This window comes from Gordonia metallireducens (assembly GCF_021245825.1).
GTDB lineage: Bacteria > Actinomycetota > Actinomycetes > Mycobacteriales > Mycobacteriaceae > Gordonia > Gordonia namibiensis.
Window position 1 is genome coordinate 269,927 of record NZ_JAJQJP010000002.1, and the last position, 12,710, is coordinate 282,636.

A 12,710-nucleotide genomic window follows, 5' to 3' on the forward strand; every position below is an offset into this window, starting at 1 on the left:
CAGCACGCATTGGACCGAAACCGCGCTGCGTCGGTGTCAGTCGCCGAATCGCTCGGTGCGGATCCGGGACGGTTCGTGGCCGGCATCGACCATCCACTTCGCACAGTCCTCGACGAATCGGTTCGGTCCGCAGATGTAGACGGTCGGCGAGCGCGACGGATCCATGGTGAGCGCGGCCAGCTCCGCCGAGTCGAGGCGCCCCGGCGGTCTCGGCGATCCCGCGGGTGCGACGCGTGTGTGGACCAGGTGAAGGTCCATGCGGTGGTGCTCGATGAGTTGCCGGATCTCGTCGCGGTAGTAGACGCGTTCGGGGCTGCGCACCGAGTAGATCAGGGAGAAGGGCGTCAGTGGTGCGTCGACCTCGCGGCTCCGGATCATCGACATGAGCGGCGCGACCCCGGACCCGCCGCCGATCAGTTGCACCGGACGGTCGTCGCCGGAAGCCCACGTGAAGTACCAACCGTGTGGTCCGCTGATCTCCAGCGGGTCGCCGACCTCCACCACGTCGACCAGATATGGCGACACCTCCCCGTCGTCGAGACGTTCCACGGTGACCTCGATCGATCGGGTCTCCCGGGCGTCCGACACCGAGTAGGCGCGGGCAGTCGAGTAGCCGTCCTCGGCGGTGAGCCGGATGTCGACATGCTGGCCGGGCAACACATGGACGGGTTCGGGGAGTGCCAACCGCAGGGTGCGCGCGGACGGGGTGATGTCGACGACGGAGGTGACCGTCGTCAGCAGCCAGTCGGTCACGAGTACCGCTGCTCACGCCAGGGGTCGCCGTACATGTGGTACCCGCGCTCCTCCCAGAAACCCGGGGTGTCCTCGGGCATGAACCGAAGGCGCCGAACCCATTTGGCGCTCTTCCAGAAATAGAGGTGGGGGACGAGGAGCCGGGCGGGTCCGCCGTGCTCGGGTGCCAGTGGCTCGCCGTCGTAGGTGTCGGCGATCCAGCCCTGTCCGCCGGTCAGGTCGGCGAGCGGAACGTTGGTGGTGTACCCGCCGTAGCAGTGCGCCATGACGTACGGTGCCGGTTCGAACGGTAGTGCTGCGAGCAGGGTGTCGAAGGAGACCCCTCGCCAGCGCGTGGCGAACTTCGACCACCGTGTGACGCAATGGATGTCGGTGGTGATCTCGTCGTGGGGCAGCGCCTGGAACTGCTCCCAGGTGAACGTCGAGGCGCGGTGCTCGGCGGACTGGACGGCGAGTGACCACTTCTCGAGGGGCACCGATGGCGTGGGCTCGGCCGACAGCACCGGGAAGTCGAGGGTCGTGTACTGGCCCGGGGGTAGGCGGCGGGCATCGCGGTCGCGGCGGCCCACGAAGCCTCGGTTGACGATCGCCATGGTCGCGGAGTCTACGCGCAGGCGTACCCGCCGGCCGAACGATGAGGTTTGGCGAAACGCCACATGTGGGCATTCCGGATGATGGCGATCAGCAAGAACGACACCGTCCGATGGAACACCTCGCAGGGTGAGACCGAGGGGACCGCGGAGGAGAAGCGGACCAAGGAGTTCACTTTCGAAGGGCAGAAGTTCAAAGCCAGTGAAGACGAACCGTATTGGATCGTGAAGTCGTCGAAGACCGGTGCCAAGGCGGCGCACAAGGAATCCTCGCTCTCCAAGAAGTAGGCGCCGCCAGGCCGCGAGACCTCGAATAACCACGGCGAACCGCGTATCGTCGGAAACCGTCGGGGCCGAGTCCGTCGCGCACGAAGGGTTGTCCCATGGCCGCCGACTCACCCCATCCCGATCGAAAAGCGCTGCGCCGGAACGTACTGGCGTTGCTCTCTGTTCTCGCCGCCCTCCTGGCGACAACGGTGTCCATTTCGTCCGCCTCCGCCGCGCCGACCCCGACGATCGTGCTGGTGCACGGCGCCTTCGCGGACTCGACCGGCTGGGATGGCGTCGCATCACGGCTCTCCTCAAAGGGTTATCCGGTCCAGCGGTTCGACAATCCGCTCCGCGGGCCTGCCCACGACTCGGCGCTACTGGAGAAGAAACTCGCCACGATCAGCGGTCCGATAGTGCTCGTCGGTCATTCTTACGGAGGCATGGTCATCACGAATGTCGACGACCCGGATGTCGTTGCCAACGTGTACATCGCCGCGTTCGCGCCGGCGCAGGGCGAGTTCGTGCAGGGGTTGCTCAATCCGATCGTGTATCCCGGCAGCCGACTCCTGCCACCGGCGTTGCAGGTCAAGGTGGTCGACGACCCCACGGGCGTGGCGGGACGGAACGTCGACGGTTTCATAGCGAAGCCGTACTTCCGGGAGGTCTTCGCCCAGGACGTGAGCGTCGCGACTGCTGCCGACATGTTCGCGCATCAGAAGTCCGCGGCGCTCGTCGCCAATCTCGAACCCTCAGGTCCGGCATCGTGGGCGCGGGTGCCGAGTTGGTACCTGGTGTCGCGACAGGACCGCGTGATTCCGCCTGCACTCCAGCGCTTCATGGCGGCGCGTGCCGCGTCTGGCCGCATCTCGGAGATCGACGCCTCACACGTGTCCATGGTGTCGCACCCGGCCGTGGTGGCCGCGGTGATCGAGAAGGCCGCCACCGCTTAGCGGCAACTCGGTCTCGTTTCGGGCCTCTCCGTCGGCGGCTGTGCAAGGATCACGGCGATCGTCGATCCTGGAGGTTCCCCATGCCCACCGGAGTATCCGACGCCGCCCGGCGGCCACCTGTCGATCTCGCCATCGACGTCCGCGATCTACGCAAGTCCTTCGGCAGGTTCGAGGCGCTGCGAGGACTCGACCTGACTGTTCGACGCGGCGAGGTCCACGGTTTCCTCGGCCCCAACGGAGCCGGCAAGTCGACGACGATCCGGGTGTTGCTCGGTCTGTTGCGCGCCGACGCGGGCGAGGTCCGCCTGCTGGGCGGCGATCCGTGGCGCGACGTCGTCGAGCTTCATCGCCGGCTCGCCTACGTCCCCGGCGACGTCTCCCTGTGGCCGTCGATGACCGGCGGCGAGATGATCGATCTCCTCGGCGCGATGCGCGGCGGGCTCGACGAAGAGCGTCGTGCCGACCTCGTCCGACGTTTCGAACTCGACACCACCAAACGGGGTCGCCAGTATTCGAAGGGCAACCGCCAGAAGGTGGCGATCGTCGCCGCGCTGGCCTCCGACGTCGAGCTGCTGATCCTCGACGAGCCGACCTCGGGCCTGGATCCGTTGATGGAGAGCGTCTTCCAGGACGTGGTCGGCGAAGCGAAATCCCGTGGTACGACGGTGCTGTTGTCGAGCCATATCCTCGCCGAGGCCGAGACCCTCGCCGATCGACTCAGCATCATCCGCGACGGCGCGATCGTCGCCACGGGCAGCCTGTCCGACCTCCGTGGTCACACCCGAACGTCGGTCCGCGCCGACCTCGACACCATCCCCTCCGATGAACAGCTCGCGGAACTTCACGATGTCACCGTGGACGGGCACCGTCTCGGTGCCACAGTCGATTCGGACCGGATCGGCGATGCGATGGCGATGCTGACGTCGTGCGGCCTACGGTCGCTGACCGTCGAGCCGCCGTCGCTGGAGAGCCTGTTCCTTCGGCTCTATGAAGCCGAAGGTGCGGCGCCGGGGGAGCGGTGAGATGATCGTCGCCTCCATCGCCGGTACACGACCGCTGCTGAAGGCGTCCCTGCACCACGAGGGGAGAACCTTCGCCCCGTGGATCGTGCTGCCGACCGCGTTGGCGGTGTCGTCGGTCCTCGTGTACCCGTGGCTGTTTCCCGATGCGCTGGAACGAAAGGCGTTCGCGGCGACGGTCGGGGCCAACCCGGCGCTGGGGTTGATCTTCGGTCCTGCCTACGACCTGGCGACAACCGACGGTTTCACCGCGTGGCGCAGCCTCGCCCTCGGCGGGTTCATCGCGGCGCTCGGTGCGATCTTCATCGTCGTCAAGGCCAGTCGCGGACAAGAGGACTCGGGACAGGCCGAACTACTGGCCTCGGGTGTTCTCGGTAGGTCGTCGCGACTGCTGGCCGCGCTGGTCATGGCGATGACGTGCTCGGTGGCGATCGGCGTCGTGGCCGGCGTGACCACCGGGCTGTGCGGCGGCGCCTGGGGCTCGTCGATGTTGCTCGGTGCCGGATTCACCGTCACCGGTTGGATGTTCGCTGCCGTCGCCGTGGTCAGTGCGCAAGTCGGCGCCGATGCCCGTGCGGCGACGACGATCTCGGTGTCACTGCTCGGTGTGCTGTTCATCCTCCGAGGGTTTTTGTACTCGGTCAGCGCACCGACCTGGGCGACCTGGGCCAACCCACTCGGCTGGATCCAGGAGACGCGGCCGGCGACCGGCGACCACTGGTGGCCGCTGGGGCTCGGGCTCGCCTTCGCGGTCGTGGTGGCCGGAGTGGGTTTCGCTCTACAGGTCTCGCGCGACTTCGGGCAGGGACTGATCCCCTCGAAACCGGGCCCGCCGAGGGGCCGTACAGGATCGCCGACGGCCCTCGCCATCCGACTCAACAGAGCATCCATCGCATCCTGGTCGGTGGCCTTCATCGGACTCGGCGTCGTATTCGGTTACTTCACCCGATCGGTCAAGAGTCTGCTGGAGACGAATCCGGCACTGGCGATGGTCTTCGCGTCCGGTGCAGCGTCGCCGGCCGATCTGATCGCGGCGTTCGTCACGACGATCCTGAGCCTGGTCGGGATCATCGCCGCGGTGGCGGGGGTACAGATCGTCAACCGTGTGCGCACCGAGGAACTCGAGGACCGGACCGAAGCGGTTCTCGCCACTTCGGTTGCCCGCGTCCGCTACTTCGCCGCGAGCGTGCTGGTGGCGTTCCTGGCGTCGGCGGTGTTCTTGTTGATCGCGGGGGTGGTGGTCGGTGTCTTCGCGTCGACCGCCGACATCGGCATCGGCTTCGGCAACGCGCTGCTGCAGGCGGTCGTGACGGTCCCGGCAACGTGGACGGTCATCGCCTTTGCGGTCACGGTGATCGGTGCCCGCCCCGTGGCCCGGCCGGTGATCTGGCTCGGCGTGCTGGTGTCCTTCGTGATGACGATCCTGGGACCGAGCTTCAAACTGCCCGGTTGGGCACTGGGTTTCAGCCCGTTCCACCACGACCCGGACGTGGCCGCCATCGATACGAACTGGTGGGGCCTGTTGTGGATCGGCCTCGTGACCGTCGGGTTCCTGCTGATCGGCTTCGCCGGGTTCCGACGACGCGACATCCCGTGAGAGGCCCGAAAGATGCGTATGACGTCGAGCCCGGGTTCCGGGCTCGACGTCATACGGAGTTTCGGGCGGTGGCCCCGAAGACAGGTTGCGTTTTGTCCCGGACACCGGGACAAGACGCAACGTGATCAGTTCTGGCCGAGAGCCTCCGCGAGGCGACGCCACTGCTCCCGCGGGAATCCGCGGTGGTCCTCCTGGAGGACCTGGACGCAGACGTGGTCGGCACCGGCGGAGCGGTGCTCGTCGATGCGGCCCAGGATCGCCGACTCGTCACCCCAGACGATCAGGGCGTCGAACAGCCGATCGCTGACCGTGTCGAGGTCCTCGTCGGTGAAACCGAGGCGGCGGAGGTTGTTGGCGTAGTTCGGCATGGCGAGGTAGCTCGTGAGCCACTTGGTGCCGATCGAACGTGCCTCGTCGCGGTCTGCGGCGAAGATGGCGGTCTGCTCGGGTGCGAGCAGCGGCCCGGCGCCGAGGGTTTCACGTGCGGTCGCGGTGTGGTCCGGTGTCACCAGGTACGGGTGTGCACCGAGCGTGCGGTCTGCGGCGAGTCGGAGCATTTTCGGTCCGAGGGCCGCAAGAACCCGGCTGTCCGCCGGTACCGGCGTCGGCGCGGAATCGAGTCCGTCGAGGAACGCACGGGTGGTGGCCAGCGGCTTCTGGTAGCGACCCGCCTCCTTCGCGTCGATCAGCGGTGCGTGGCTGATACCCAGGCCGAGAAGGAACCGGGGACCGAACTCGTCGGCGAAACTCGCGTGCGCCGCAGCGACATCGTGTGGTTCATGCATCCACATGTTGAGGATGCCGGTGGCGATCACGGCCTTCTTGGTGGCACCGAGGAGGTTGCGCACCGAGTCGAGAACAGGGCCACCGACGTCGGGGATCCACAGGGCGGTGAAGCCCAACTCGTCGAGCTCGGCTGCGGCTTCCGCGGCCTCCCCGGCGTCTCCATAGCGTAGTGGCGAACTCCAGATTCCAACCCCGTCGAGATTCATGTTCTCGACCCTACCGACGACATCCGGCGTCGGGGTACGAGCACCGGTTCAGGCGTTGGTCGATGTTCCCGGTGCCGTCTGGGCCAGGCGGGCGTCGAAAGCGGTCGTCAGCTGTCGGAACACCTTGATACCGACCGCGCCGACGACGATCACGATGATCCCGACAACCGTGCTCAACTCCTCGGTCAGCAAGCCGGCGATGCCGATGGCAAGCACATAGCCGGGCACCCAGTCGAACAGGTGGAGCATGCTCTGCGGCGTCTCGTCCGTGAGCCATCCTTCGCGGAGAGCAGCGTGATAGGTGGCGTAATCGGGGTAGAACTCCGTGAACGACACCGCGAAGATGATGCCGCCGATCTGGATGATCCAGCCCGTCCAGAAGTTGTTCGAATCGTCGAGCACCAGATCCCCGACGGCACCCGAGATCGCTCCGACCGCGAACCCGACGACCCACGCCCACGTGATGACGTAGTTGATCCGCAGGAACAGCGGACTCGTCCAGAGTTCCTTCTCGGTGGTTTCTCGGGCGTACTGCAGGGTGAACGGCCGGCGCACGATGATCGAGCCGAGGGCGAAGGCGACCAACGCGATGTTGGTCATCTCGCCGCCCCATTTCTCCAGCCAGCCGATGACCCCGGCCGAGGCGAACAGAGCGAGACCGGCCATCGCCGCGAAGTAGGCGACGTCGAACAACTCGAGCAGTTTGAAGCTGCTGCCGCGGCGGTGAGTCCCCACGACGAGAAGCAACGACAGGGCCAATGCCGAGGCCGCTGCTTCTTCGAAGCGGCCCGGGCCCGTCACCAGTGCCATCACGATCCACGGCGACATTCCCGCGAAGGGGGAGTTCAGAAAAGCTGTCAGTACACGACGCGCTCCCGACTCCGGCCCGGTTCCCGAAGCCGGTCGGTCAGCCGCCGAGTTCTCCGGCGCGTTCGACATGTCTGAATTGTGGGGCTTTCCTGGTGGTTCCGCACCGATCTGGCGAAATACGTTCGCAAAAAAGTGCCGATAGGCGCCTGATCGCGGCGATCCCGGGTCAGACCTGGGGTGCGATCACCACCGCCGAGTTGTGGCCGCCCATGCCCAGGGAGGTCTTCAGTGTGGGGCCCGCATCCCGATGCGTCAGTCCGTCGAGAAGTTGTGGGATTCCGTCGGAAACACTCGGCGGCGCCGGGATCTCGCCCCGGTCGTATCCGAGCAGCGACGCGGCCAGCTCAACCGCACCCGCTGCGCCCTGGCAGTGCCCGGCAAGGGGTTTGACGGAGAAGACCTCACTGTTGGGCAGCATCGTCTCGGCGATGGTCGCCTCGGCGCGGTCACATTGCCGGGTTCCGGGACCATGCGCGTTCAGGTACCGGATCTCGTCCCCGGAGAGACCGGCGGTCGACAGCGCCTGTTCCACACAACCGACGACGTTCGTGAGCTGCGGATCGATCGAGGTGACGTGGTAGGCGTCGTGGGACATGGCCCCGCCCAACACATCTGCGTAACCTTCGGTCTCGCGGTTGGTCATCGTGAAAGCGATGGCCGCTTCGCCGAAGGTGAAGCCCCGGCTGCCTTCCTGGAACGGACGACAGGCGTCGAGTGCGTCGGTATCGGTGATGGCGACGCCGAGTTGGACGAACATGCCGACCACTTCCGGCTTGGCCGACAGATCTGTGGCGACCACCAGGACGTCGTCGACGAGATCGGCGTCGAGCCATGACTTTGCCGTCACGATCGCCGCCGAACCCGAGGTGCACATCGCCGACACGTTCATTGCCGGACCGTGAAAGCCGTACTCCTGCATGAGCAGCGACACCGGCGTGGACGGTGTCACCGACAGATACTGCCGGCCGGTGTACTGCCCTGCACCGGAGGTCACCATCGGATACATGTCGAGATCGCCGAGCACGCAGGCGTGCACCAAACCGACCCGCGAACCGGCGCGCCAACCGTGTGCGATCGCGTCCTCGATGGCTTCCCGCGCCGCACTTCGCATTGCGCGGGCGAAGCGGGTGTTCCCGTCGGCCTGGTCGCCGCCCTCCGGCACGCGCACTATCCATCCCGGGCCACCGTCGTCCCCGGAACCGAAGCCCTCGTGCAACGCGGCTGCGGACTTCCCGGAGACCAGGCCGTTCCACAAGGCCTCTCTACCCCAGCCGTATCCGGTCACGGCCCCCACACCCGAAATGGTCGATCGATGATTCGTCATTGGTGAACCCTCTTCATGGATTTTTGAATTGTCGGCAGTTCTGCGAGGTCATCTGACCGAACGCCACCTCAAGAATCCCCCAGAGAGCGGCAATCGACTCATTTCGCGACGGACGGGGTTTCCACTCGACTTTCGCACGACTCTGCGTCGTTTTAGCCCACCCGACACCCCCTTTTTGGGGGAACATGGACGGCGGGGTTGGAGCAGGGCCGGGGGGAGGGACTGACGCAGTGCCGGAATCGATGCCTACGGACGGTGGCCACAGTGATCTCGTCGCACCCCATGCCGAGCCCATGACCCGATCCAACGATGCCGCGGTGGCCGAACGCTATCGCCTTCTCCTCGAACTGAGCCCGGACGCGATCGCCGTACACCAGGACGGTGTCATCGTGTACGTGAACTCCGCGGCGCTCGACTTCGCCCGGGTCGCCGACCGGGAGGAGATGCTCGGCCGCCCGATCACCGACTTCGTCCACCCCGACGAACTCCCGCACATGATCGAGCGGATCGTCAGCATGGGCGACGAAGCCGGCGCGGCGACGTATCCGGAGGAAGTCGTGATGGTCGACGCCCATGGCGTGTCGCGTCCGATGGAGGTCACCTCGGTGCGCACCGTCTGGCACGACAAACCGGCGTATCAGGTGATACTGCGCGACATCACCGCGCAAAAGGCCATCGAAGCGGCACTGCGACGTCAGGCGGCGCTGCTCGATCATGTCAGCAACGCTGTGATCGCCGTCGACCGGAACATGACGGTGCGGTCGTGGAATCCCGCGGCGGAGCAGATGTACGGCATCACCGCCGACGACGCCGTGGGTCGCGAGCTGGGTTCGGTCACGGGCGGCAACCTCGACGTCCGGGCCGCGGTGGCCCTGGGCGGCACGGTCGACCAGCTCCACCGCCGCGCGGACAACAACCGGACCTTCCTCGCCCATATCTCGGTCACGTCGATGGACGACGGCTTCCTGATCGTCGCCGAGCCCACCCGCAGACCGCTGATCGAGCGCCTGGGCACCATCCTCGCCGCCCTGCACCAGGCGGTCATCGTGGTGCGGGCCGACGGCGGAATCGAGCTCGCGAATCCCGCGGCCGCGACCATGCTCGGCCCGCAGGGCGTTCCCGGTTCGTCCGTCCACGACCTGCCGCTCGACTTCGTCGACGGTGAGTCGCCGATCATCCGCTGCCTGCGGACGCGGACTGCGATCACCGATGCCACGGCGACGATCAACACGCCGGGTGGCGAGCGATGGTTGTCCTGCAGCTGCCGCCCGATCGACGACGACACCGCGGAGGCGGTCGTGCTGGTGTCTTTCGCCGACATCACCGAGCGCTACCGCGAGCGCACCCGGCTGGCATGGGATGCCGTCCACGATCCGCTGACCCGGCTGTACAACCGGGCCGGGATCCTCAACGAACTCGAGTCGCACATGGAGGCACTCGCCGGTCACGACACTAATTGCGTCGCAATCTATTACATCGATCTCGACAACTTCAAACTCGTCAACGACTCACTCGGTCACGCCGTCGGCGACGAGGTCTTGCACACCGTTGCCCAACGGCTTGCGGGCGCGACGCCCCGGGAGGGTGCGGTGGGGCGGATCGGGGGAGACGAGTTCGTTCTGGTCACCACTCACCCGAAGACCAACACGCCGGCGGAGATCGAGCACCAGATCGAGTCGATCCGCGCCGCGATCAGACCGCCGGTGAGCGTGACCGACCGCAGCGAACCCCTGACGGTGCGCGTGAGCATCGGCGTCGCCACCGTGGCCGCCGGCGACAACTCCACCCCCGAGGATCTCCTCCGGGACGCCGACATCGCTCTGTACCAGGCGCGCAAGGCATCTCGGGAGCCCTATGTCCAATTCCGGACGCATCACCGGGAGGAGCTCCAGCGCCGTCAACGGATCGGAGAGGAACTCCGTCGCGCGCTGGTCTCCGATCCCTCGCAGCTGGAGATCCACTACCAACCGATCGTCTCCACCGAGAGCGGGCAGCTCGTCGCACTCGAGGCCCTCCTGCGGTGGAACCATCCCGAACTCGGCTCGATCCCGCCCACCGAGTTCATCCCTTTGGCAGAGCAGTCCACACTCATCGACAAGGTCGGCGCCCATGTCCTCGCCACGGCCTGCGCCGAGGTGGCGGGGACGCCACAATTGCAACAGGTGATGCTGTGCGTGAACGCATCCCGGCGTGAACTAACCAACGAGGATTTCCTCCGCCGTCTCCGTGAGACGTGTGCACAGACCGGCATGAATCCCCGATCCCTGTGCCTCGAGATCACCGAGAGCGCACTCGCGCCGCTCGAGAGCGGCCTGCTGAACCTGCTGCGCGACATCCGGGCTCTCGGCATCAGCATCTCGCTCGACGATTTCGGCACCGGCGCTTCCTCGCTCAGCGAGCTGTACCGGCTGCCGGTCGGCATCCTGAAGACCGCCAAGGCATTCGTCGATGCGCTCGGGGAGAATCCGAGTGCACGCACGATTCTCGCCGGCATCGTCGACGTCGCCCACGCGATGGGGGTCCGTGTGATCGCCGAGGGAATCGAGACCGCTGACCAGGCAGCCACGACCGCAGCCGTCGGCTGCGACCTCGCGCAGGGATACCACTACGGACGCCCGAAGCCGCTCGCCGAGATACTGTCCGGGACACCGGTGATCTCGACCCCGCCCGGCGCCCCGGACGAGTCCTGACCTGGCGGTCCAGACCAGATCGATACCGACGCGTGCTCGGATGTGCGCCGCCCGGCCTCGCTGCCCGAGTAGATTGAGCGCGAAAACGTCGGAGACGACGACCATGCAACCGGACAGCGAGGTCACGGACATGTCCCAGGATTCGTGCTGCACCACACCGGCGATCGGGGCCATGTGATGGCCGACCCGCAGCAGCGAGAGATCGCCGAACAACACACCGCGAAGGTCATCGGCGTCACAGTCGCCGCAGCCGTCGGTGGTTTCCTCTTCGGCTTCGACAGTTCGGTGGTCAACGGCGCCGTCGACTCGATCGAATCGAATTTCGGTCTCGGCAAACTGATGACGGGCTTCGCTGTTGCGATCGCGCTGCTCGGTTGCGCGCTCGGCGCCTGGTTCGCCGGGCGACTCGCCGACGTCTGGGGCCGCAAGCGCGTGATGCTGTTCGGCTCGGCGCTGTTCATCATCTCGGCGATCGGTACCGCCTACACACAGACGATCCCGGATCTGTTGCTCTGGCGCGTTCTCGGCGGTATCGGCATCGGCATCGCTTCGGTCATCGCGCCCGCCTACATCTCCGAGATCGCACCGGCCCGGTATCGCGGCGCACTCGCCTCGATGCAGCAGCTGGCCATCACCATGGGCATCTTCGCGGCACTGCTGTCGGATGCCGTCCTGGCCAACAGCGCCGGAAGCGCGTCGAACAACCTCTGGTGGGGTTTGGAGGCCTGGCGCTGGATGTTCCTCGTCGGCGTCATCCCCGCCGTCGTCTACGGCGTTCTCGCGCTGTTGATCCCGGAATCGCCGCGCTACCTGGTGGGCCGCAACCGGGACGAAGAAGCCGCACGCATTCTCCAGACGGTGACCGGAGAGAGCGACCCGCTCGACCGCGTCAAGGAGATCAAACTGACGGTCAAGCGCGAGTCCAAGACCTCGATCAAGGACATCGCCGGCCCGTCGTTCGGGCTTCATCCACTGGTGTGGGTCGGCATCTGGCTCGCGGTCTTCCAGCAATTCGTCGGCATCAACGCGATCTTCTACTACTCGACGACGCTCTGGCAGTCGGTCGGCTTCTCCGAGAGCGACTCGTTCAAGACGTCGGTGATCACCGCGGTCATCAACGTGGGCATGACGTTCGTGGCGATCCTGTTCGTCGACCGCATCGGTCGGCGGAAGCTGCTGCTGGCCGGTTCGGTGGGAATGTTCATCGGACTCCTCATGGCGAGTGTGGCGTTCACCCAACAGATCGGCGAGGGCGAGAACGTGTCGTTGCCCGATCCGTGGGGCGTGATCGCGTTGATCGGCGCCAATCTGTTCGTCGTCGCCTTCGCCGCCACCTGGGGTCCGGTGATGTGGGTGATGCTGGGGGAGATGTTCCCGAACCGCATCCGTGGCGTCGCACTCGGCGTGTGTACCGCGGTCAACTGGCTGGCCAACTTCACCATCTCGATGCTGTTCCCGCCGATGACCGAGGCGGTCGGACTGGGAATCATCTACGGCTTCTTCGCCTTCTGCGCCGCAGCGTCCTTCCTCTACGTCTTCAGGAAGGTCGAGGAGACCAAGGGCCTGGAACTCGAGGACATGGATTCGGTCGCAGAATCGCGGTTGTCCCGATCGGCCACCGCCCGCGGAACGCACGACAAGGCATGACCAGAGGA

At 66.2% G+C, this 12,710-nt stretch carries 11 protein-coding genes; 6 read left to right on the plus strand and 5 right to left on the minus strand.

The window, feature by feature from the left end:
• Nucleotides 1-36: 36 nt before the first annotated feature.
• On the minus strand, nt 37-753 hold the full coding sequence (locus LQD00_RS01205) for a ferredoxin reductase (RefSeq protein ID WP_232715285.1): 717 nt from the start codon (nt 751-753) through the stop codon (nt 37-39).
• Nucleotides 750-1,346 carry a sulfite oxidase-like oxidoreductase gene (locus LQD00_RS01210; protein WP_232715286.1) on the minus strand — a complete coding sequence of 199 codons (597 nt, stop codon included), beginning with the start codon at nt 1,344-1,346 and terminating at the stop codon, nt 750-752. The genes LQD00_RS01205 and LQD00_RS01210 overlap by 4 nt, the downstream gene beginning before the upstream one ends.
• Nucleotides 1,347-1,427: 81 nt before the next feature.
• Here LQD00_RS01210 and LQD00_RS01215 point away from each other — a divergent pair, with 81 nt between their 5' ends.
• The 4 genes from LQD00_RS01215 to LQD00_RS01230 all read left to right on the plus strand — a co-directional run bounded on the left by LQD00_RS01215 (nt 1,428) and on the right by LQD00_RS01230 (nt 5,179).
• On the plus strand, nt 1,428-1,631 hold the full coding sequence (locus LQD00_RS01215; protein WP_232715424.1) for a hypervirulence associated TUDOR domain-containing protein: 204 nt from the start codon (nt 1,428-1,430) through the stop codon (nt 1,629-1,631).
• Nucleotides 1,632-1,726: 95 nt separating this feature from the next.
• On the plus strand, nt 1,727-2,563 hold the full coding sequence (locus LQD00_RS01220) for an alpha/beta fold hydrolase (RefSeq protein ID WP_232715287.1): 837 nt from the start codon (nt 1,727-1,729) through the stop codon (nt 2,561-2,563).
• 80 nt (nt 2,564-2,643) lie between these two features.
• Nucleotides 2,644-3,585, plus strand: a complete 942-nt coding sequence (locus tag LQD00_RS01225; RefSeq protein WP_232715288.1) for an ABC transporter ATP-binding protein — start codon at nt 2,644-2,646, stop codon at nt 3,583-3,585.
• Between the two features lies 1 nt (nt 3,586).
• Nucleotides 3,587-5,179, plus strand: coding sequence for an ABC transporter permease (locus LQD00_RS01230; protein WP_232715289.1), 1,593 nt, complete (start codon nt 3,587-3,589; stop codon nt 5,177-5,179).
• A gap of 125 nt (nt 5,180-5,304) precedes the next feature.
• Here the strand turns inward: LQD00_RS01230 and LQD00_RS01235 are convergent, their stop codons facing one another.
• The 3 genes from LQD00_RS01235 to LQD00_RS01245 form a co-directional block, all read right to left on the minus strand.
• Complete coding sequence (locus LQD00_RS01235) at nt 5,305-6,171, minus strand: LLM class F420-dependent oxidoreductase (RefSeq protein WP_232715290.1); 867 nt, start codon at nt 6,169-6,171, stop codon at nt 5,305-5,307.
• A 48-nt stretch (nt 6,172-6,219) separates the two neighbouring features.
• Nucleotides 6,220-7,110 carry a hypothetical protein gene (locus LQD00_RS01240; RefSeq protein WP_232715291.1) on the minus strand — a complete coding sequence of 297 codons (891 nt, stop codon included), beginning with the start codon at nt 7,108-7,110 and terminating at the stop codon, nt 6,220-6,222.
• A 97-nt stretch (nt 7,111-7,207) separates the two neighbouring features.
• On the minus strand, nt 7,208-8,365 hold the full coding sequence (locus tag LQD00_RS01245) for a beta-ketoacyl synthase N-terminal-like domain-containing protein (RefSeq protein ID WP_232715292.1): 1,158 nt from the start codon (nt 8,363-8,365) through the stop codon (nt 7,208-7,210).
• Between the two features lie 293 nt (nt 8,366-8,658).
• Between LQD00_RS01245 and LQD00_RS01250 the strand changes: the two genes are divergently transcribed.
• Nucleotides 8,659-11,055, plus strand: coding sequence for a sensor domain-containing protein (locus LQD00_RS01250; RefSeq protein ID WP_232715293.1), 2,397 nt, complete (start codon nt 8,659-8,661; stop codon nt 11,053-11,055).
• 177 nt (nt 11,056-11,232) lie between these two features.
• Nucleotides 11,233-12,702: a sugar porter family MFS transporter gene (locus LQD00_RS01255; RefSeq protein WP_232715425.1), complete on the plus strand. Its 1,470-nt coding sequence runs from the start codon at nt 11,233-11,235 to the stop codon at nt 12,700-12,702.
• Nucleotides 12,703-12,710: the final 8 nt, after the last annotated feature.

Excerpts from the sequence above, each read along its gene's own strand:
- LQD00_RS01210 (WP_232715286.1), bottom strand. The coding sequence starts at position 1,346 with ATGGCGATCGTCAACCGAGGCTTCGTGGGCCGCCGCGACCGCGATGCC.
- LQD00_RS01215 (WP_232715424.1), top strand. The coding sequence starts at position 1,428 with ATGGCGATCAGCAAGAACGACACCGTCCGATGGAACACCTCGCAGGGT.
- LQD00_RS01220 (WP_232715287.1), top strand. The coding sequence starts at position 1,727 with ATGGCCGCCGACTCACCCCATCCCGATCGAAAAGCGCTGCGCCGGAAC.
- LQD00_RS01225 (WP_232715288.1), top strand. The coding sequence starts at position 2,644 with ATGCCCACCGGAGTATCCGACGCCGCCCGGCGGCCACCTGTCGATCTC.
- LQD00_RS01230 (WP_232715289.1), top strand. The coding sequence starts at position 3,587 with ATGATCGTCGCCTCCATCGCCGGTACACGACCGCTGCTGAAGGCGTCC.
- LQD00_RS01235 (WP_232715290.1), bottom strand. The coding sequence starts at position 6,171 with ATGAATCTCGACGGGGTTGGAATCTGGAGTTCGCCACTACGCTATGGA.
- LQD00_RS01240 (WP_232715291.1), bottom strand. The coding sequence starts at position 7,110 with ATGTCGAACGCGCCGGAGAACTCGGCGGCTGACCGACCGGCTTCGGGA.
- LQD00_RS01245 (WP_232715292.1), bottom strand. The coding sequence starts at position 8,365 with ATGACGAATCATCGATCGACCATTTCGGGTGTGGGGGCCGTGACCGGA.
- LQD00_RS01250 (WP_232715293.1), top strand. The coding sequence starts at position 8,659 with ATGACCCGATCCAACGATGCCGCGGTGGCCGAACGCTATCGCCTTCTC.
- LQD00_RS01255 (WP_232715425.1), top strand. The coding sequence starts at position 11,233 with ATGGCCGACCCGCAGCAGCGAGAGATCGCCGAACAACACACCGCGAAG.